This window comes from Actinophytocola sp. (assembly GCF_035712165.1).
GTDB lineage: Bacteria > Actinomycetota > Actinomycetes > Mycobacteriales > Pseudonocardiaceae > DASYTH01.
In genome coordinates this window covers 1-19,284 of the sequence record NZ_DASTBH010000097.1, presented here as the reverse complement: position 1 = coordinate 19,284, position 19,284 = coordinate 1, and the positions used below count along the sequence as shown (strand labels likewise).

18 protein-coding genes are annotated in these 19,284 nt (G+C 72.7%); 12 read left to right on the top strand and 6 right to left on the bottom strand.

From position 1 onward, the window contains the following. From VFO68_RS05035 to VFO68_RS05015, 5 genes are all read left to right on the top strand, one after another. The coding region (locus VFO68_RS05035) for a methionine adenosyltransferase domain-containing protein (protein ID WP_325156968.1) at positions 1 to 458 on the top strand (458 nt) is incomplete at its 5' end. A gap of 24 nt (positions 459 to 482) precedes the next feature. After that, positions 483 to 1,502 carry a carbohydrate kinase family protein gene (locus VFO68_RS05030; RefSeq protein ID WP_325156967.1) on the top strand — a complete coding sequence of 340 codons (1,020 nt, stop codon included), beginning with the start codon at positions 483 to 485 and terminating at the stop codon, positions 1,500 to 1,502. Beyond that, entirely contained in the window at positions 1,495 to 5,034 is a 3,540-nt protein-coding gene (gene metH, locus VFO68_RS05025; RefSeq protein ID WP_325156966.1) for a methionine synthase, read from the top strand. Before VFO68_RS05030 ends, metH begins: the two co-directional genes overlap by 8 nt. A gap of 13 nt (positions 5,035 to 5,047) precedes the next feature. Continuing rightward, positions 5,048 to 5,944, top strand: a complete 897-nt coding sequence (locus tag VFO68_RS05020) for a methylenetetrahydrofolate reductase (protein WP_325156965.1) — start codon at positions 5,048 to 5,050, stop codon at positions 5,942 to 5,944. Between the two features lie 210 nt (positions 5,945 to 6,154). Then, the gene (locus tag VFO68_RS05015) at positions 6,155 to 6,646 is read left to right on the top strand and encodes a hypothetical protein (RefSeq protein WP_325156964.1); all 492 of its coding nucleotides are present in this window, start codon (positions 6,155 to 6,157) and stop codon (positions 6,644 to 6,646) included. Here the strand turns inward: VFO68_RS05015 and VFO68_RS05010 are convergent. The 4 genes from VFO68_RS05010 to VFO68_RS04995 form a co-directional block, all read right to left on the bottom strand. Further along, positions 6,631 to 8,022: a HAMP domain-containing sensor histidine kinase gene (locus VFO68_RS05010; RefSeq protein WP_325156963.1), complete on the bottom strand. Its 1,392-nt coding sequence runs from the start codon at positions 8,020 to 8,022 to the stop codon at positions 6,631 to 6,633. The genes VFO68_RS05015 and VFO68_RS05010 overlap by 16 nt on opposite strands. Next, the gene (locus VFO68_RS05005) at positions 8,016 to 8,708 is read right to left on the bottom strand and encodes a response regulator transcription factor (protein ID WP_325156962.1); all 693 of its coding nucleotides are present in this window, start codon (positions 8,706 to 8,708) and stop codon (positions 8,016 to 8,018) included. Before VFO68_RS05005 ends, VFO68_RS05010 begins: the two co-directional genes overlap by 7 nt. Before the next feature lie 74 nt (positions 8,709 to 8,782). Then, complete coding sequence (locus VFO68_RS05000) at positions 8,783 to 8,968, bottom strand: hypothetical protein (RefSeq protein WP_325156961.1); 186 nt, start codon at positions 8,966 to 8,968, stop codon at positions 8,783 to 8,785. 11 nt (positions 8,969 to 8,979) lie between these two features. Further along, positions 8,980 to 9,381 (bottom strand): hypothetical protein, encoded by a 402-nt coding sequence (locus VFO68_RS04995; RefSeq protein ID WP_325156960.1) that lies wholly within the window; start codon positions 9,379 to 9,381, stop codon positions 8,980 to 8,982. Positions 9,382 to 9,685: 304 nt separating this feature from the next. Here VFO68_RS04995 and VFO68_RS04990 point away from each other — a divergent pair, with 304 nt between their 5' ends. The 3 genes from VFO68_RS04990 to VFO68_RS04980 all read left to right on the top strand — a co-directional run bounded on the left by VFO68_RS04990 (position 9,686) and on the right by VFO68_RS04980 (position 14,792). Beyond that, a complete protein-coding gene (locus VFO68_RS04990; RefSeq protein WP_325156959.1) occupies positions 9,686 to 11,035 on the top strand; it encodes a hypothetical protein in 1,350 nt (449 codons plus the stop codon). Further along, complete coding sequence (locus tag VFO68_RS04985) at positions 11,032 to 12,036, top strand: glutamate ABC transporter substrate-binding protein (RefSeq protein WP_325156958.1); 1,005 nt, start codon at positions 11,032 to 11,034, stop codon at positions 12,034 to 12,036. Before VFO68_RS04990 ends, VFO68_RS04985 begins: the two co-directional genes overlap by 4 nt. A 242-nt stretch (positions 12,037 to 12,278) precedes the next feature. Continuing rightward, on the top strand, positions 12,279 to 14,792 hold the full coding sequence (locus VFO68_RS04980; RefSeq protein ID WP_414635459.1) for a serine/threonine-protein kinase: 2,514 nt from the start codon (positions 12,279 to 12,281) through the stop codon (positions 14,790 to 14,792). Positions 14,793 to 14,846: 54 nt separating this feature from the next. Here VFO68_RS04980 and VFO68_RS04975 read toward each other — a convergent pair whose 3' ends face one another. Further along, complete coding sequence (locus VFO68_RS04975; RefSeq protein ID WP_325156957.1) at positions 14,847 to 16,055, bottom strand: metallophosphoesterase; 1,209 nt, start codon at positions 16,053 to 16,055, stop codon at positions 14,847 to 14,849. 10 nt (positions 16,056 to 16,065) lie between these two features. Next, positions 16,066 to 16,647 carry a PaaI family thioesterase gene (locus tag VFO68_RS04970; protein WP_325156956.1) on the bottom strand — a complete coding sequence of 194 codons (582 nt, stop codon included), beginning with the start codon at positions 16,645 to 16,647 and terminating at the stop codon, positions 16,066 to 16,068. A gap of 325 nt (positions 16,648 to 16,972) precedes the next feature. Here VFO68_RS04970 and VFO68_RS04965 point away from each other — a divergent pair, with 325 nt between their 5' ends. The 4 genes from VFO68_RS04965 to VFO68_RS04950 form a co-directional block, all read left to right on the top strand. Then, positions 16,973 to 17,440 carry a hypothetical protein gene (locus tag VFO68_RS04965; RefSeq protein WP_325156955.1) on the top strand — a complete coding sequence of 156 codons (468 nt, stop codon included), beginning with the start codon at positions 16,973 to 16,975 and terminating at the stop codon, positions 17,438 to 17,440. Further along, positions 17,440 to 18,612: a PPE domain-containing protein gene (locus VFO68_RS04960; RefSeq protein ID WP_325156954.1), complete on the top strand. Its 1,173-nt coding sequence runs from the start codon at positions 17,440 to 17,442 to the stop codon at positions 18,610 to 18,612. Before VFO68_RS04965 ends, VFO68_RS04960 begins: the two co-directional genes overlap by 1 nt. Positions 18,613 to 18,616: 4 nt before the next feature. Next, positions 18,617 to 18,907, top strand: coding sequence for a hypothetical protein (locus VFO68_RS04955; protein WP_325156953.1), 291 nt, complete (start codon positions 18,617 to 18,619; stop codon positions 18,905 to 18,907). Next, on the top strand, positions 18,907 to 19,284 hold a 378-nt coding region (locus VFO68_RS04950), incomplete at its 3' end, for a putative T7SS-secreted protein (RefSeq protein ID WP_349256575.1). The genes VFO68_RS04955 and VFO68_RS04950, both read left to right, overlap by 1 nt.

Genomic DNA, 19,284 nt, shown 5'->3' with positions numbered 1-19,284 from the left:
TCGGCGGTCCGATGGGTGACGCCGGCCTGACCGGCCGGAAGATCATCGTGGACACCTACGGCGGGATGGCCCGGCACGGTGGCGGGGCGTTCTCCGGCAAGGACCCGTCGAAGGTGGACCGCTCGGCGGCCTACGCGATGCGCTGGGTGGCCAAGAACACCGTGGCCGCGGGCCTGGCGTCCCGGGTCGAGGTGCAGGTCGCCTACGCGATCGGCAAGGCCGCCCCGGTCGGGCTGTTCGTCGAGACGTTCGGCACCGAGACGATCGACCCCACCAAGATCCAGCAGGCGATCACCCAGGTGTTCGACCTGCGCCCGGCCGCGATCATCCGCGACCTCGGCCTGCTGCGCCCGATCTACGCGCAGACCGCCGCCTACGGCCACTTCGGCCGTCCGGACCTGGATCTGCCGTGGGAGCGCACCGACCGCGCCGACGACCTGCGGGCGATCGTCGAGTAACGAACCACTGGGAAGGAGCGCGGCATGCGCATCGCGGTTACCGGGTCGATCGCGACCGACCACCTGATGGTGTTCCCCGGCAGCTTCGCCAGCCAACTGCTCGCGGACTCGCTGGACAAGGTGTCACTGTCGTTTCTGGTGGAGCAGTTGGACATCCGGCGTGGGGGCGTGGCGGCCAACATCGCGTTCGGTCTCGGTCGGCTCGGTGGCCGCCCGTTGCTGGTGGGTGCGGTCGGTCCGGACTTCGCCGAGTACCGGCTCTGGCTGGAGGCACACGGCGTGGACACCAGCTGGGTGCACGTCTCGGCCAGCAAGCACACGGCCCGCTTCCTGTGCACCACCGACGACTACCAGAACCAGATCGCGTCGTTCTACGCCGGCGCGATGAGCGAGGCCCGTCGGATCGAGCTGCGGCCGATCGCGGAGGGCACCGGCGGGCTGGACCTGGTGCTGATCTCGCCCAACGACCCGGCGGCCATGCTGCGGCACACCGAGGAGTGCCGCACGCACGGCTACCGGTTCGCCGCCGACCCGTCCCAGCAGCTCGCCACGCTGGGCCGGGCCGACACCCGGGCGCTGGTCGACGGCGCGACCTGGTTGTTCACCAACGAGTACGAGAGCGAGCTGCTGCTGTCCACCACGCGGTGGACGAAGGAGCAGGTGCTCGGCCGGGTCGGGGCGTGGGTCACCACGCTCGGCGAGAACGGCGTGCGGATCGACTCGGCGATCGCGCCGACCGTCACGGTCGGGGTGGCGCCGGACCGCGGCAAGGTCGATCCCACCGGCGTCGGCGACGGCTTCCGGGCCGGCTTCCTGTCCGGTCTCGCCGCCGGGCTGTCCACCGAGCGGTCGGCCCAGATGGGCTGCCTGCTGGCCACGCTGGTGCTGGAGGCCCGCGGCGGCCAGGAGTACGAGCTGGACGCGGACACGTTCCTGAAGCGGTTGGACGAGGCCTACGGGCCGGTGGCGGCCCGCGAGGCCGAGCCGGTGGTGCGGTCGATCCGGCAGCCGAGCGAGGACAACTACGTGCGAGGGTATGACTAACGTGACCGACTTTCTGAGCGCGCTCAACGAACGGGTTCTGGTCGCCGACGGCGCGATGGGCACGATGTTGCAGGCCGCCGACCTGTCGCTGGACGACTTCGACGGGTTCGAGGGCTGCAACGAGATCCTGAACGTGACCCGGCCGGACGTGGTGAAGGCCGTGCACCGGCGGTACTTCGCCGCCGGAACGGACGCGGTGGAGACGAACACCTTCGGCGCGAACCTGGCCAACCTTGCCGAGTACGACATTCCGGAGCGGATCTTCGAGTTGGCCGAGGCGGGTGCGCGCCTGGCCCGCGAGGTGGCCGACGAGTTCAGCACGCCGGACCGGCCGCGGTTCGTCCTCGGCTCGGTCGGGCCGGGCACCAAGCTGCCCACGCTCGGCCACGCGCCGTCCGTGGCGCTGCGCGACGCCTACGCGGAGGAGGTGCGCGGCCTGCTGGCCGGCGGGGTGGACGCGGTGATCGTGGAGACCGCGCAGGACATCCTGCAGGCCAAGGCGGCGATCATCGGGGCGCGCCGGGCGATGGCCGGCGCGGGCCGCAGCGTGCCGGTCATCATGCAGGTCACGGTGGAGACCACCGGAACCATGTTGCTGGGCACCGAGATCGGCGCGGCGCTGGCCGCGCTGGAGCCGCTCGGGATCGACCTGATCGGGCTGAACTGTGCCACCGGCCCGGCCGAGATGAGCGAGCACCTGCGCACGCTGGCCAAGCACTCCCGGGTTCCGCTGTCGGTGATGCCCAACGCCGGGTTGCCCGAACTGGGCCCGAACGGCGCGGTGTACCCGCTGGGGCCGGACGCGCTGGCCGAGGCGCTCGCCGCGTTCGTGGCCGAGTTCGGCGTGCGGCTGGTCGGAGGGTGTTGCGGCACAACGGACAACCACCTGCGCTCGGTGGTCGAGGCGGTGCGCGGGCAGCGGCCGGTGGACCGCGCTCCGGTGACCGAGCCGGGAGTTTCCTCGCTGTACCAGGCGGTCCCGTTCGAACAGGACGCCTCGGTGTTGATGATCGGAGAGCGGACCAACGCCAACGGCTCGAAGGCGTTCCGCGAGGCGATGCTCGAGGGGAGGTATGAGGACTGTGTTGAGATCGCGCGTGCGCAGACGAGGGATGGCGCCCATCTGCTGGACCTGTGTGTGGACTATGTCGGCCGGGATGGCGTGGCCGATATGGGCGAGCTTGCCGGACGGCTGGCCACAGCTTCGACGTTGCCAATCATGCTCGACTCGACTGAGCCGGAGGTGATCCGGGCCGGGCTGGAGCGGCTGGGTGGCCGGTGCGCGGTCAACTCGGTGAACTACGAGGACGGAGACGGTCCGGGTTCGCGGTTCCAGCGCATGATGACGCTGGTCCGCGAGCACGGCGCGGCCGTGGTGGCGCTGTGCATCGACGAGGAGGGCCAGGCCCGCACCGCGGAATGGAAGGTGCGGGTGGCCAGCCGGTTGATCGAGGACCTGACCTCGAACTGGGGGATGCGGGTCAGCGACATCATCGTGGACACGCTGACCTTCCCGATCTCCACCGGGCAGGAGGAGGTCCGCCGCGACGCGATCGAGACGATCGAGGCGATCCGGGAGTTGAAGCGGCGCTACCCGGAGGTGCAGACCACGCTGGGTGTGTCGAACGTGTCGTTCGGGCTGAACCCGGCGGCCCGGCAGGTGCTCAACTCGGTGTTCCTGCACGAGTGTGTGCAGGCCGGGCTGTCCACCGCGATCGTGCACGCGTCGAAGATCCTGCCGATGGCCCGGATTCCGGACGAGCAGCGGGAGGTCGCGCTCGATCTGATCTACGACCGGCGGCGCGAGGGCTACGACCCGTTGCAGCGGTTGATGGAGCTGTTCGAGGGCGCCACGGTGTCCTCGTCCAAGGCGTCGCGGGCCGAGGAGTTGGCGGCGCTGCCGCTGTTCGAGCGACTGCAGCGGCGCATCGTCGACGGTGAGCGCAACGGCCTGGAGGCCGACCTGGACGCCGCGCTCGACGAGAAGCCGGCGCTGGAGATCATCAACGACACCCTGCTGGCCGGGATGAAGACGGTCGGCGAGCTGTTCGGCTCCGGGCAGATGCAACTGCCGTTCGTGCTGCAGTCGGCCGAGGTGATGAAGACCGCGGTCGCGCATCTCGAGCCGCACATGGACAAGTCCGACGACGACGGCAAGGGCCGGATCGTGCTGGCCACGGTCAAGGGCGATGTGCACGACATCGGCAAGAACCTGGTGGACATCATCCTGTCCAACAACGGCTACGAGGTGGTGAACATCGGCATCAAGCAGCCGGTGAACGCCATCCTGGACGCCGCCGACGAGCACCGGGCGGACGTGATCGGGATGTCCGGGCTGCTGGTCAAGTCCACGGTGATCATGAAGGAGAACCTGGAGGAGATGAACTCGCGCGGGGTGGCCGCGCGCTGGCCGGTGCTGCTCGGCGGCGCGGCCCTCACCCGGGCCTACGTGGAGAACGACCTGTCCGAGGTCTACCGGGGCGACGTGCACTATGCCCGGGACGCGTTCGAGGGCCTTCGGCTGATGGACGCGATCATGGCGGCCAAGCGCGGCGAGTCCCCGCTGGTGGACCAGGAGCTCAAGGCCAGGGCCGACGAGCGGCGCGCCCGGCGGCAGCGGTCGCTGCAGATCGCCGAGTCCCGCCGGGAAGCCGAACCGGCCGACGAGACGCCGCAGCCGGCGCGCTCGGACGTCGCCACCGACGTGCCGGTCCCGGCCCCGCCGTTCTGGGGCACCCGGGTGCACCGCGGGATCCACAGCCGGGCCTACATCTCCATGCTCGACGAGCGGGCCACGTTCATGGGCCAGTGGGGTCTGCGCGGGGCGCGCGGCGGCGCCGGGCCGAGCTACGAGGAACTGGTGGAGACCGAGGGCCGGCCCCGGCTGCGGGACTGGATGGACCGGCTCACCGTCGACGGCGTGCTCAAGCACGCGGCCGTGGTGTACGGCTACTTCCCGTGCGTGGCCGAGGGCGACGACCTGGTGGTGCTGGCCGAACCCACGATGGACGCAGCCGAGCGGACCCGGTTCACCTTCCCCCGGCAGCGCCGGGACCGGCGGCTGTGCCTGGCCGACTTCTTCCGGCCTCGGGAGTCCGGCGAGGTGGACGTGGTCGCGTTCACGATCGTCACGATGGGCCAGCCGATCGCCGACTACGCGCAGGATCTGTTCAACACCAACGCTTATCGGGACTACCTGGAGGTGCACGGCCTGGGTGTGCAGCTCACCGAGGCGCTCACCGAGTACTGGCACCGGCGGATCCGCACCGAACTGCGGTTCGCCTCCGGGGTTCCGGTCGCGGCCGAGGATCCGGCGGATGTCGAGGAGTTCTTCAAGCTCGGCTACCGGGGCGCCCGGTTCTCGCTGGGTTACGGCGCCTGCCCGAACCTGGACGACCGGGAGAAGATCGCGAAGCTGCTCGACCCGGAGCGGATCGGGGTGAAGCTGTCCGAGGAGTCGCAACTGCACCCGGAGCAGTCCACCGACGCGATCGTGTTGCACCACCCGGAAGCCAAGTACTTCAACACCTGACGGGATGGCTGCCATGAAGACCGTGACCGAGCGGATCTGCTGCTCCGACCGGCCGCTGTTCTCCGTCGAGTTCTTCCCGCCCCGGGACGCCGACGACGAGCAGGTGCTGTGGCGGTCGATCCGGGACCTGGAGGGGTTCGACCCCGCGTTCGTGTCGGTGACCTACGGGGCCGGCGGCTCCAGCCGGGACCGGACGATCCGCACCACCGGCCGGGTGGCCACCGAGACCAGCCTGGTCCCGATGGCCCACCTGACCGCGGTGGAGCATTCCGTCGCCGAGCTACGGCACGTGATCGGCGCTTACGCCGCCGCCGGGGTGCGCAATGTCCTTGTGGTGCGCGGAGATCCGCCCGGCGATCCGAACGGTGAGTGGATCCCGCACCCGGACGGGCTGACCTATGCCGAGGAACTGGTGACGCTGGTCCGCTCGCTCGGCGACTTCTGTGTGGGGGTGGCCGCGTTCCCGTACGGCCACCCCCGATCGTCCGATGTGGACACCGACACGGACTACCTGGTGCGGAAGTTCCGGGCCGGCGCGGAGTTCGCCATCGCCCAGTTGTTCTTCGAGGCCGAGGACTTCCTGCGGCTGCGGGATCGGGTGGAGGCGCGCGGCTGCGACGCGACGCTGCTGCCCGGCCTGATGCCGTTCACCACCCCGAAGTCGGTGGCCAAGGCGATCGAACTGTCCGGGGCGCCGTTCCCGCCGGCCCTGGCCGCCCGGCTGGAGCCGTTCGCCGGCGACCCGGCGGCGTTCCGGGCTGCCGGGATCGACCTGGTCACCGAGCTCGGCGCCCGGCTGCTCGCCGAAGGCGTGCCCGGGCTGCACTTCTACACCCTCAACCGGGCCAAGGCGACCAAGGAGGTGGTGGTCCGGCTCGGCCTCGCCCCCGAGCAGGCCCGCGCCGCATAAGGCTCGCCCACAAGAAACCGGCTGGTCGGTATTGACATACCGGCCAGTTGGTTTTTTAATTTGTCGGGTACCCAGCACTGACGACGCTAATCGGACTCCGGCCAGGGCAACGCGATCCGATCGGTGTCCACCAGAGGTCTTGCGGCCCCAGGCGCGGCGTCGACCCTCTTTGCGAACCAGTTCTGACCGGGGTTGGTGTGGAGGCAAACCATGACAACCTTGACGTCACGGCCCGCGCCGGTGTGGCTTCGTGAGCTGACCGATGCCCGGGCCGAGTACGAGGAGCAGTTGGGCTGGCCGGTGTCGCTGCAGGTCGGCCGGCGGGATCTGGTGATCGTGATCGGCGGTGCGCTCGCGGCCGTCGGCATGCCGGCGCGGCTGGGCGCCCGGGTTCGACAGGAACTGGGGATCGCGATGTTATGCGGCCCCATCGTGGCCGACCCCGGCCGAACCTGGTGGACGTTCCTGACCAAACCGGTGGGTGTGGTCCGCCCGGACGTCGCCCACGACCTCGCGGCGCTGCGTGTGCGGATCGCCCCGCGCGGGTCCAATGTGGAGGTTCCGCCGTCCGTCGGGGCGTCCGGCACCAGCGGCTGGCACTGGGTGGAACGGCCCCAGCCCACCCGTCCGCTGCCGCCCGGCGCCGTGGTGGTCGCCACGGTCCGCAGGCTCACCTGGGACGCCGGTCAGCTCGCCGCGTAGGGCGGGTTCGCGGGAGTCGGCAGCGTGACGGTGAACGCCGCGCCGCCCTCCGGGGCGGGTCCGGCCTCGATGGCGCCGCCCATGCGGGTGACCAGCCCGTGCACCAGCGCCAGCCCGATGCCGATGCCCACCGGCCGGCTGCCGGCATAGCGGGAGTGCAGCGCGCCCCGGTCGAACGCGATCGCGTAGTCCTCGGCCGCCAGACCCGGCCCGCCGTCGCGCACCTGCAGCACGGCGGCGCCGGGGGCGGTGGACAGGGACAGCACGACCGGCCGGCCGGCGGGGGTCATCCGCAGCGCGTTCTCGGCCAGCCCGTCGATCACCTGACGCAGCCGGCGCGGGTCGGTCCGGACCCACGGCCCGGTCATCGGCAGTTCGAGCCGGAACCGCACCCCGGCCGCCTCGCAGCGGACCCGCCACACCTCGGCGGCGGCGCCGGCCAGCACGGCGAGGTCGACGTCGGTGAGGTCCAGCCGGAAGTCGTCGGCGCCGAGCCGGGCCAGGTCGAGCAGGTCGGACACCAGCCGGTCGAGCCGGTTCGCCTCGGCGCCGATCACCCGGCCGGCGTCGGGCACCTCGGCGCCGGTCACCACGCCGTCGGCCAGCGACTCGGCGAACCCCTTCACCGCGGTCAGCGGGGTGCGCAGCTCGTGCGACACCGACAGCAGGAAGTCCCGCTGCCGGGACTCGCTGCGCCCCAGGGCGTCGGCCAGCGTGTTCACCGCCTCGGCCACCTCGGCCACCTCGGCCGGGCCCTCGACCGGCGCCCGCAGGTCCCGGCGGCCGTGGCTCATGCCGGCCGCCACGTCGGCGGTACGCCGCAGCGGCCGGGACAGCCGGCGGGCCAGCAGGATCCCGGCGCCCGCGCCGACCAGCAGGCCGACGCCCAACGCGAAGACGATGTTGCCGATCAGCGACCGGCCGGCGCCCTTGGCCACCGCCGCCTCGCGCACCAGGGCGAAGGTGTTCGCCCCGGCCACCGCCCGGGCCTCGACCACCAGCGAGTTGCCGTCCACCTCGACGGTCGCGTGCAGCGGATGGTCCGGGGTCGCCCGGTCGATGCCGGCCGCGCGCGCGGCCCGCACCGCGTCCGGGTTCGTGCTGAGCAGGTTGCCGTTGGGCCGGAGCTGCACCACCGAGATGCCCTGCCCGCGCAGGATGTCCAGCATCCGCCGGTTGCCGAGGACCTTGCTGTCGGACAGCTGGCCGGCGACCACGTCGGCCTGGTCGGAGACGGTCTGCCGGGTGATCGCGGTGGCCGTGCTGACCACCAGCCGGGCCGAGACCAGCCCGGCGACCACGGCCACCACGCCGGCCACCACCAGGCAGATCGCGGTCACCCGGACGGCCAGGCCGGCGCGCCTGCGGCTCAGCACGACGAGCCGGCCGGGTCGGCCGCGTACCCGACGCCGCGGACCGTCCGGATCGGGCTGCCCTCGCCCAGCTTCGAGCGCAGCGCCGCGATGTGCACGTCCACCGTGCGGGTCCCGGCCGCGGCCGAGTAGCCCCACACCGCGGACAGCAGCTGGGCCCGCTCGAACACCTGGCCCGGCCGGCGCATCAGGTGGGCGAGCAGGTCGAACTCGGTGGAGGTGAGGGCGACCTCGGCGTCGCCGGACCAGACCCGCCGGGCGCCGAGGTCGAGCCGGGTCCGGCCGACCTCCAGCGTCCCGCCCGCGGCCGGCTCGCCGCCGGCCCGGCGCAGCACGGTGCGGATCCGGGCCACCAGCTCGCGCGGCGAGAACGGCTTGGTCACGTAGTCGTCGGCGCCCAGCTCCAGGCCGAGCACCCGGTCCACCTCGTCGTCCCGGGCGGTGACGAACAGCACCGGCGTCCAGTCGCCGCCGGTGCGCATGGTCCGGCACACCTCGATCCCGTCCAGCACCGGCAGTCCGACGTCGAGCACGACCGCGACCGGGCGCAGCCGGCGCACCGCGGCCAGCGCGCCGCGGCCGTCGGTCTCGACCTGGACGCCGAACCCGTCCCGGCGCAGGTACCGGCAGACCAGGTCGGCGATGGCCGGGTCGTCCTCCACCACCAGCACCAGGCCCTTGGTCTCCACGGCGGCGACTCTAATCCGGTCGTTGAGCGGCCGGCCGACCGTTCGGACCGGTGTCCGCGTGGCCCGGCCCAGGCCTAGTTGTCATTCAATTCCCGCTCGATCGAGTCCAGCTGCGCATCGAGATCATCGATCTGCCGCTCGACCGACCCGCCGGGGTTGTTGGTCTGCGGCGGCGTGGCGCCGGGGTCGTCCCGGCAGGCCGCCGCTCCGAGCAGCACCAGCGGGGTCAGCAGCAGGGCGGCCACCCGGCTCCGGCTCATGCGGCCCCGGTTCATTTGGCCCCGCAGTACTTGCCGCGGAAGTCGGCCGCCCAGGTCTTGATCTTGTTGAGCTGGTCGACCCGCCCGGCCCGGCGCTCGGCCCGCTCCTCGAGCACCTGCGCGGTGGTCTCCCGGCCGGCGTCGCGCTCCTTCTGCGCCCGGGCCTTGAGCCAGGCGACCGAGCCCTTCACCTCGGCGCCGCCGTTGATCCGCTCGACCAGCTTGGTGGCCCGGTTCTCCATCCGGGGCAGCCGGGTGTCGCAGAGGAACTTGACCTGCTCCGCGCTCAGGGTGACCGTGACCGAGCCCGGCTCGGAACTGGGGGGTGGCTGCTCGGCCGCGGCGGCCGTGGCGCCGGCCAGGGTGAGCGCGGCCATGACGCAGCCGGTGACGGCGATCCGGGTAACTCGCACGGGTTCCTCCCTAACATTCGGTGTTGCGTTGCCGAGGACCACACTGACCGAGCAAGGTGCGGAACCCGACCGGGTGACGTTCGGAATGTGTAAAGACCCGCCGAAAATTGTGACTTGACGTAGTAGTTGTGACACAGCGTGAGGTGACCGGGGTGGGCCGGTCCGGCCATTGGTGGCCAGCGCTGGTCCGGCTGCACTAGGTTCGTGCCGTGCCCACTCTGCGGTCACAGGCAGGTAACCCCCGGGGGAAAGCGGGCGCAGTGGACAGCATCACCAGGTTGAATCCAAATCCGTGGGGATCGCCGTGACCACCATCGCACCCGGCCAGCCGCCGGCCGCGCCCAGCACACGCAGAGTGCTCGGCAGCCCGGTCAGCGCGGTGCGTCAAGTCACCCGATCAGCGGGTTCGACGCCGGGGCGACTGTCCGTGATCGCGGCGGCACTCGTCGCGCTCACCCTGCTGACCGGACTGTTCGGTGCGCTCGCCCTGCAGGAGAAGCAGGCCACGATCGACGACCTGATCCAGCACCGGGAGCCGCTGGCCGCCGCGGCCCAGCAGGTCTACCGCTCGCTGTCCGACGCCGACGCGACCGCCGCCAGCGCGTTCCTGGCCGGCGGGGTCGAGCCGGACTCGCTGCGGCAGCGCTACGAGATCGACATCGCCCAGGCAGGCGCCGCGCTGTCCAAGGCCGCCTCGGACGTCGGCGGGGTGCCCGCCGCCGAGGCGCAGGTCCGCGAGCTCAACCAGCAACTTCCGGTCTACACCGCCCTGATCGAGACGGCCCGCACGAACAACCGGCAGGGCTACCCGGCCGGCGCCGCCTACCTGCGCGAGGCGTCCGGCCTGATGCGTTCCAAGATCCTTCCGGCGGCCGAGGGGCTGTACCGGATCGACTTCGAGCGGCTGCGGGCCGAACAGGACGACGCCCGCTCGTTCCCGTGGGTCACGGCGCTGCTCGCCGTGCTGCTGCTGGCCGCGCTGATCGGCACCCAGCTGTACCTGACCCGCAAGACCAACCGGCTGATCAACGTCGGGCTGCTGATGGCCACCATCGCGGTGGTGCTCGGGCTGGCCTGGGGCACGGTCGCGCTGCTGGTCATGTCCTCCGGCGTGGCCGACGGCCAGCGCAACGGCTCCGACCAGGTCGAGGTGCTGGTGCGGGCCCGGATCGTCACCCTCAAGCTGCGCGCCGACGAGACCCTGACCCTGGTGGCCCGGGGCGACGGCCCGGAGCACGAGGAGGACTTCACGTCCCTGCGCGGCCAGGTCTCCGGCGACGGCCCGGACAACCTGCTGGTGGCCGCCCGCGACCTGGGCACCGGCGCGTCCGAGAAGATCCGGGCCGCGATCGACAACACCAACGCCTACCTGGCCGCGCACGACAAGATCCGCCAGTTGGACGACGGCGGCCAGTACGAGAACGCGGTGGCCCTGGCCACCGGAGACCAGCCGGACGGTGCCGCAAGGGCGTTCGCCGACCTGGACCGCAACCTGCTCGAGGCGCTGCGGCAGGGCCGGCAGGAGTTCGCCAACCAGACGCTCGGCGCCCACCAGGCCCTCACCGCGCTGGTGCCCGGCATCGCGGTGCTCACCCTGCTCGCCGCCGGCGGCATCACGGTGGGCATCGCGCAACGACTGCGGGAGTACCGATGAAGGCGCCTGGCCCGGTTGCCGCCGCGGTCCGTCGAGCACCGCGCGCGTTCGCGGTTCTCGCCCTCGGCGCGGTGCTGTTGACCGGCTGCGGGGCAACCGGCACCCCGGTCGACCCGGCCCCGGTCAGCGCGGCCGAGCGACCCCTTCCCGTTGGCGTGCAGGAGAACCCGACCACCGCGTCGACCTCCGCCGCGCCGGTCCCGGAGTGCAACCCGACGCAGAGCCTGCGGCCCGGCCCGCTGCCCCCGGCCGGGCAGATGCCGGCCGGCAGCACCATGGCCAACATCCAGGCCCGGGGCAAGCTGATCGCCGGCGTCGACCAGAACACCTACCTGTTCGGCTTCCGCAACCCCAGCACCAACCGCCTCGAAGGCTTCGACATCGACCGGGTGCACGACGTGGCCGAGGCGATCTTCGGCCCGTCGCCGAACATCGACGAGAAGATCCAGTACAAGGTGATCTCCTCGGCCGAGCGGGTCAACGCGCTGAAGAACGGCGAGGTGGACATCGTGGCCCGCACGTTCACCGCGAACTGCCAGCGCTGGGCGGACATCAACTTCTCGGCGATCTACTACGTGGCCGGGCAGAAGCTGCTGGTGCCCACCTCGTCCACGGTGGAGTCGCTGGACCAGTTGGCCGGCAAGAAGGTGTGCGCCGCCCGGGGTTCCACCTCGATCGGCCGGATCGTGGCCAAGAAGGCCGTGCCGGTGGCCACCGACACCTGGTCGGACTGCCTGGTGATGCTGCAGCAGAACCAGGTCGAGGGAGTGTCGACCGACGACACGATCCTCGCCGGCATGGTCAAGCAGGACCCGAACACCAAGATCGTCGGCCCGCCGCTGTCCGACGAGCCGTACGGGATCGGCATTCCCAAGCAGAACGAGGACATGGTCCGGTTCGTCAACGGCGTGCTCGAGAAATCCATCGGCGACGGCTCATGGGCGCAGAGCGCCCAGACGTGGGTCGGCGGCGCCCAGCCTCCTGTTCGTCAGTACAGGTGAGCCCGATGACCAGATGCCCCCGACCGGGATGCGACGGTGAGGTCGTGGTCGACGCGGACGGCAACGGCAACTGCCGGGCGTGCGGCCTGGCGGTCGGCCGGCCGGACCCGGTGGTCCGGGCGGAGGAACTGCGCCGGCAGGCCGCGGTGGCCGCGGAGCAGCTGGGCCGGCCGGGCTCCGGCGAGCGCAACACCGGCTGGTTCCGCTCGCCGCACACACTGACCGGTCCGGCCGAACCCGACATGACCCGCCAGCCCGGGGCGCACCGGCGCCCCGAGCCGCCCCGGCCCCAGCCGCTGCCCTGGCAGCCGCCGGTGGGTCCGGAGTGGGCCCAGCCCACCCCGCACGTCGCCCCGGGCCCGCAGCCGGCGGCGTGGCAGTTGGCGCCGGGGCACTCGACGCCGGCGCAGGCGCCGCGCCCCGCGCAACCGCAGTGGCCGCAGGCGGCGATGCCGGCCGTCGCGCCGCTGCCGGCCCCGGTCCGCCCGGCCATCGGCGCCGACGAGCCGCAGCCGACCAGCGTGCTCGCCGACACCCCGCCGACGCTGTCCATCGAGCCGCCCAAGCCCAAGCCGGTCGAGGAGCCGTCGGACACCCAGGCCGGGTCGGCGCCGGACACCGGCCCGCAGACCGGGCCCGGCACCGGACCGGGGACCTTCCCGGGCACCGCGCGGCGCACCCAGTCCCGCACCACCGGCCGCGGCCGGCTCGGCGCCGGGCTGGTCGACGTGCCGGTGGTCCCGGTCAAGGACCCGGCATCGGCCGTGCTCGACGACCCGGTGGTCGCGGAGAACAAGCGGTACTGCAACAACTGCGGCGCCGAGGTGGGCCGGACCGCCGACGGCGTGCCGGGGGCGGCCGAGGGCGAGTGCCCCCAGTGCGGCACCCCGTTCAACTTCCGGCCCCGGCTGCACCGCGGCGATCTGGTCGGCGGCCAGTACGAGGTGCTCGGCAGCATCGCCTACGGCGGCCTCGGCTGGATCTACCTGGCCAAGGACCACAACGTCAGCGACCGGTGGGTGGTGCTCAAGGGCATGATCGACACCGGGGACGCGACGTCGATGGCGTCCGCGGTGGCCGAGCGCCGGTTCCTGGCCGAGGTCGAGCACCCGAACGTGGTGCGGATCTACAACTTCGTGCAGCACCCGGACCCGAAGACGGGGACCTCGGTCGGCTACATCGTGATGGAGTACGTCGGCGGCCAGTCGCTGCGCCAACTCGCCCTGGAGCACCACCGCGAGTCCGGCCGGGCCGAGCCGCTGCCGATCGGCCAGGTGATCGCCTACGGGCTGGAGATCCTGCCGGCCATCGGCTACCTGCACAGCATCGACATGCTCTACTGCGACCTCAAGCCGGACAACGTGATCCAGGCCGGCGAGCAGCTCAAGCTGATCGATCTCGGCGCGGTGCGCAAGACCGACGACTACGACAGCCCGCTGTTCTTCACCCTCGGCTACAGCGCGCCGGAACTGGCCACCGAAGGCGCGTCGGTGGCCTCGGACATCTTCACCGTCGGCCGCACCCTCGCGGTGCTGTCCATCGAGTTCTCCGGTTACACCACCCGGCACAAGTACACGCTGCCCGGCCCGGACACCGAGCCGCTGTTCGCGCTGTTCGGCTCCTACCACCGGGTGCTCAAGCGGGCCACGCACACCGACCCGGCGCGGCGGTTCCGCTCCGCCGAGGAGATGGCCGACCAGCTCACCGGCGTGCTGCGCGAGGTGATGGCGCTGGGCACCGGCCGGCCCCGGCCCGGCATCTCCACCGTGTTCGCCCTGGAGACCAGGACCTTCGGCGCCGGCCTGGTGGTCGGTGAGCACGTCGGGTCGCTGCCGATGCCGGACCCGGTCGAGGTGGCCACGGTGCTGCCGCTGCCGCTGGTGGACACCGACGACCACGCGGCCGGGATCCTGGCCAGCATCACCGCGGCCCCGCCCGCCGAACAGATCCAGCGGCTGCGCTCCGCCCCGCAGGACTCGGTCGAGGTGCGGCTGCGGCTGGTCAAGGCCTATCTGGAGGTGGGCGACCCGCGGTCGGCCGCGGGCGCGCTGGAGGCGGCCCGGGCGCTGGTCGCCGACCCGGCGGACTGGCGGCCGGACTGGTACCGCGGGCTGGTCGCGCTGGCGATGCGCAACCCCAGGGAGGCGCAGGCCGCCTTCGAACGGGTCTACGACGCGGTGCCCGGCGAGGTCGCGCCCAAGCTCGCGCTCGCCGTGAGCGCCGAGTACGCCGGCGAGTACTTCCCGGCGGCCCGGTACTACGAGCTGGTCTGGCGCACCGACCGCAACTACGTGAGCGCGGCGTTCGGCCTGTCCCGGGTGTACCTGGCGCAGGCCGCCCGGACCGGGGCGATCGAGGTGCTGGAGTCGGTTCCGGACACCTCCAGCCACCACGTCGCCGCCCAGGTGGCCGCCATCAAGATCAAGACCCGGGTGACCGACCGGACCGGCGTCGCCGAGCACGACCTGCACGACGCGGCCAGCCGGCTGGAACGGCTGGCGCTGGACATCGAGCGGCGCACCCAGCTCTCCGCCGAGGTGCTGGAGGCGGCCTACGGCTGGGTGCGCGCCGGCCGGCCGGGCGCGCTGCCCGGCACCGACGGGCGCCAGGTGCTCGGCTGCGCGCTGTCCGAGCGGGAGCTGCGGTTCGGGCTGGAGCGCTGCTACCGGGCCCTTGCCCGGCTGGCAACCACTCCGGAGCAGCGGCACGAGCTGGTGGACCGGGCCAACTCGATCCGCCCGCGCACCGTCACCTAGCCCGCCAGCTCCATGCCGGTATTTCTCGGGCGCCTCAATCGGTGGTCAGCCCGATCATCCGGATGCGCCAAGTTCCACGAGTGTGATCTCCGGCGGTGCCCCGACCCGCACCGGCGGTCCCCAGAACCCCGCGCCCCGGGTCACGTACAGCCAGGTGTCGTCCACTTTGGACAGTCCGGACACGGCAGGCTGGGCGAGCTTGACCACGTAGTGGAACGGCCACAGCTGGCCGCCGTGGGTGTGCCCGGACAGCTGCAGGTCCACGTCGTGCTCGACCGCGTCGCTGACCTGAACCGGTTGGTGCGCCAGCAGAATCACCGGCCGGTCGGTGTCGCGGCCGGACAGTGCCCGGTCGAAGTCCGGGCCGTCGGAGACGAACTCGCCGTTGACGTCGTTGACGCCGGCCAGGTCGAAACCCGCGCCGCCGGCGCCGATCGTGGTCCGCTCGTTGCGCAGCGGGTGCACGCCGAGCCGCTCCAGCTCGGCCAGCCAGGGCTGGTAACCCGAGTAGTACTCGTGGTTTCCGGTGACGAAGAAGGCGCCGTCCGGAGCGACCAGGTCACGCAACGGCCGGGCGGCCCCGCCCAACTCCTCGACCGAGCCGTCCACCAGGTCGCCGACCACGGTGACCAGGTCCGGCTGCTGCTCGTTGATCATGCGCACGATCCGCTCGGTGTGCCCGCGGCCGCGCAGCGCGCCCAGGTGGATGTCGGAGACCACCGCGATCCGGTAGCCGGCCAGCGCCGGGTTCAGCCGGCGCAGCGGCACGGTCAGCCGGGTGATCTCCGGCGGACCCAGCGCCGACGCCATCCCGGCGCCGACCAGCCCGACCGACGCCGCTCCGGCCACCGCCGCCGACGCCCGGGCCAGGAACACCCGCCGCCCCACCGTGCTGTCCGGCGCCGGGGCGGCCTCGGTGGCCAGGTCCTCCGGCGGCGCGGTGCTCGCCGTGGCCCGCAGCGGCCCGCGGCGCACCCACCCGCGCAGCGCCAGCCGGGGTAACTCCAGCACCACCAGGGTCAGGAACAGGTAGGCCATCAGCCCGAACCAGATGAAGCCCGGCCAGGCGAACCAGGTCGCCAGATGCGGCCCGACCAGGCGCGACCCGAACACCGTGCCGACCGTCAGCAGCAGCAACCCGAGCACGACGAACCCGCCAACCCGGCGGGCCCGGCCCGGTCGCGTGGTGTCCAGGACCAGACGCTTCCAGAGATAGAGGTGGAACAGCGCGACCACCGTGACGACCAGCAGAACGAAGATCATCCGGTGGCTCCTACGGGTTGATGTCGTAGCCGCGGGCGCGCAGCCGTTCGGGGTCGGCGGCCACCGCGGCCAGATCCTCCCGGCGGCCGTGCTCGAGGAAGTGCTTGAACTCCACGATCACGAACAGCGCCCGGGCCCGGACCGCGACCGGACCGTCCGATGCACCCAGCCGGCCCTCCGCGCTGGCGTAGACCTTCCGCCCGGTGAGTCCGTTGATCTTGCTGGTGATGAACAGGGTCGTGCCGACCGGGACCGGCCGGACGAAGTCGGTCTCCAGCCGGCCGGTCACCGCCGGCCGGCGCAGCAGATGCCCGACGACGCCGCCGATCGCCTCGTCGAACGCGCAGGCCAGCAGCCCGCCGTGGGCGAGCCCGGGGGCGCCCTGGTGGGCCTCGGTGACCAGGAACTCCGAGAGCGTGGTCTGCCCCTCGCCGGCCGTGGCCCGCAGGTGCAGCCCGTGTTCCTGCTCGTCGCCGCAGCCGAAGCACCGGGCGTAGTGCGAGCGGAGCACCGTGCCCGGCTCGGGCGCCTCGGGGTGCCGCTCGGCCGGCTCGAACTCCTCCGGTGGCCACCTGTGCTGTACCGAACTCACCTTCTCACCCTAGATTGCCGCAGTTCGCGGCGTTGCCAGGCCGTGCCGCGGCCCTGCCCACCCGTGCAGCGGCCGTGGAGCCCGCCCCGGTCGCCGTTCACCCTGGACGCATGACCGAACCGGACGAAGACTTCGTACCGATCATGCCGATCGTGGCGCCGGTCCTGGACCGGTGCTCGGAGCTTGCCGAACGGCTCGCCGCGGTGTTGTTGACCGGCTGAGCGGGGAACGTGTCCGGTTGTGCACAACGATCCCGTGATCTTCGCCGGCATGTGAGAACCTTTGCCGAGTCGGATATTTCGCGTGTGTGTGGGAGTTGACCATCGTGGCGCGGCACGTATACACGGAAGAGGGCCTGCAGCGGCTGGACCGGGAAAACCCCCGGGTGCAGCGGCTGGACGTCAACCCGGACGACAGCGTCGGCGCCCGTCCGGTGCACGACGTGGCCGGCACCGGAATGGACGGCTTCGAGGTCGACCTGGCGGAGCTGCTCCGAACCGAGCATGACCTCGCCGGCCTGCACGACACCCTGGTGGGCTTCATGAACGACGCGACGGCGCTCGCCGGACCGCTCAAGGACGGGTCCAGCCCGGTCGCGAAACACATGCAGCGGGCGTTCTTCGAGCGGGCCGACCTCGACGGCGGCCTGCAGCAGGCGCTGCGGGAGTACATGCGGGAGTTGCTCGCGATTCGCGAGGCCCTGCTGGCCACGGTCCGGAGCTACCAGTCGCTGGACGCCGGCGTGGTCGACCGGATCAACCGGCAGATGACCGAGCTCGACGGGGAGGCGTGATGGCCGAGTCCAAGCGCGACCGCAGCCGCCGGATCCGGCGCGCGAACCGTGAGTTACGCAATTTCGGCAAGATCAACTGGGAGTACTACGACCACCCGCGCCTCTATAACATGATCATGGAGGCGAACCTCAGGGACATGTCGCACCGGGCCGGGGAATGGCGCCGGATCGCCGAGGGAATCGAGGAGACGACCAAAGCGGTCGAGAACTCGCTGCGATCTCTGATGAACAACTGGCGGGGCGCGGCCGCGGTCGCCGGCGCCGGGGCCGGCACCCGGCTCACCCAGTGGGCCGGCGACGCGAGCCACACGGCGACCCGGATCGCCGCCGCCATGGCCGACTACACCGAGGCGGTGGAGACCGCGCAGCACCGGATGCCCTCGCCGGTCTTCGCCGGCCAGGAACAGGCGTTCCGGGACGGCCATGGCGCCACGGTGCCCGATGGTCCGGCCGCGGCGGTCATGTTCGACCGGCTGCTGACCGACTACCAGCCGGGGTTCGAGAAGGCCAGGGAGAACAAGGCCGAGGCCGTCCGGGTGATGGAGGACTACGAGAGCCGCAGCCGGGAGATCTACACGCCGCTGCCGCACTTCGAGCCGTCGCCGGCACTGCCGGGCGGCCAGGACGACGCCGCGCCGGGTGTCGTGCCCGGCACGCCGCTGCCGCCGCCGGCCCGGCCGCACGACCCGCCGGTCGGTGCGCCGGCCGGCCCACCGGAATCCGCCACGGACGCCGAGGGCGGCGGCCCGGGGCAGACCACCACGTCCGGCTTCACCGACCCGCCGCGTGGTCCGAACCCCGGCCCCGGTGGCCTGCCGCCCAACCCGGCCACCGCGCCCGGGCCGGGCGGCGCGGACTCCTACCGCGGCGGACCGGGTTCCGGTGGCGGGTTCGGCCCCGGCGGCGGGTTCGGCGCGACGCCGGGTGGCGGAGCCGGCGCCGGGCCACTCGCGGCCCGCGGCCCGGGCGGCGCCGTGCCGGGCGCGGCCGGGGTGTTCGGCGGGCGCGGCCCCGGCGGTGCGGCCGGTGCGGCGGGCGGCGGGCTCTACCCGCCGATGGGCGGCGCCGGGGCGCCCGGCGACGAGGACAAGGAACACAAGAACAAGTACGACAAGGGTCTCGACCTGCTCGACGACCTGCCGCCGGCCTACCCGCCGGTGTTCGGGGTCTGACCCGGTGTCCGGCTACCGGGCCGACCCGGAGGCGATCCGCTCGGCCGGCCGGATGCTCGAGGACACCGTCGAGTCCGTCGCGGCCGCCCTCGCCGACCTGGACCCGGGGCGGTGCGCGGACCTGGGCCCGGGCCGGCTCGGACCGGCCGCCGCCGCGCTGACCGAACAGACCCGGGCGGACCTGGACCGGGCGCTCGGCGCGGTCACCGCCGACGTCACCGTGCTGCGCTCCGCCGGGACGGCCTACGCCGAGCAGGAGCGGCGCGCGGCCGACCGGTTGTCCGGGCCGGGCTGATGGCCGCGACCTACCAGGGTCTCGGGTTCGACCCGGTGCCCGGCGACCCGGACGCGGTGGCGGCGACCGCCGCCCGGTTCACCGCGGCGGCCGAGGCGCTGGCCGCGGTCGACCCCGCGGTGCGCCGGGCCGGCGCGGCCACGGCCGACTGGCAGGGTGCGGCGGCGGAGGCGTTCCGGGCCCGGCTGCGGGACACCCCGGCCGGGTTCGAGGAGCGCCGGCAGGGGCTGCGCCGGGCCGCCGCCGCGCTGGAGGACTGGGCCGGCGTGCTTGCGGCCAACCGGCGCCGGGCCGAGGAACTGGACCGGGAGGCACGCCGGCTGCGCGGGCGGATCGCGGCCGCCGGGGACGAGCTGACCGACCGGCGCAACGCCGCC

What these genes read in the sequence shown, in the direction of transcription:
- VFO68_RS05015 (WP_325156964.1), top strand. Translation starts at nt 6,155, where the DNA reads ATGACAACCTTGACGTCACGGCCCGCGCCGGTGTGGCTTCGTGAGCTG.
- VFO68_RS04960 (WP_325156954.1), top strand. Translation starts at nt 17,440, where the DNA reads ATGGCCGAGTCCAAGCGCGACCGCAGCCGCCGGATCCGGCGCGCGAAC.
- VFO68_RS04975 (WP_325156957.1), bottom strand. Translation starts at nt 16,055, where the DNA reads ATGATCTTCGTTCTGCTGGTCGTCACGGTGGTCGCGCTGTTCCACCTC.
- metH (WP_325156966.1), top strand. Translation starts at nt 1,495, where the DNA reads ATGACTAACGTGACCGACTTTCTGAGCGCGCTCAACGAACGGGTTCTG.
- VFO68_RS04985 (WP_325156958.1), top strand. Translation starts at nt 11,032, where the DNA reads ATGAAGGCGCCTGGCCCGGTTGCCGCCGCGGTCCGTCGAGCACCGCGC.
- VFO68_RS05030 (WP_325156967.1), top strand. Translation starts at nt 483, where the DNA reads ATGCGCATCGCGGTTACCGGGTCGATCGCGACCGACCACCTGATGGTG.
- VFO68_RS04980 (WP_414635459.1), top strand. Translation starts at nt 12,279, where the DNA reads ATGACCCGCCAGCCCGGGGCGCACCGGCGCCCCGAGCCGCCCCGGCCC.
- VFO68_RS05020 (WP_325156965.1), top strand. Translation starts at nt 5,048, where the DNA reads ATGAAGACCGTGACCGAGCGGATCTGCTGCTCCGACCGGCCGCTGTTC.
- VFO68_RS05000 (WP_325156961.1), bottom strand. Translation starts at nt 8,968, where the DNA reads ATGAGCCGGAGCCGGGTGGCCGCCCTGCTGCTGACCCCGCTGGTGCTG.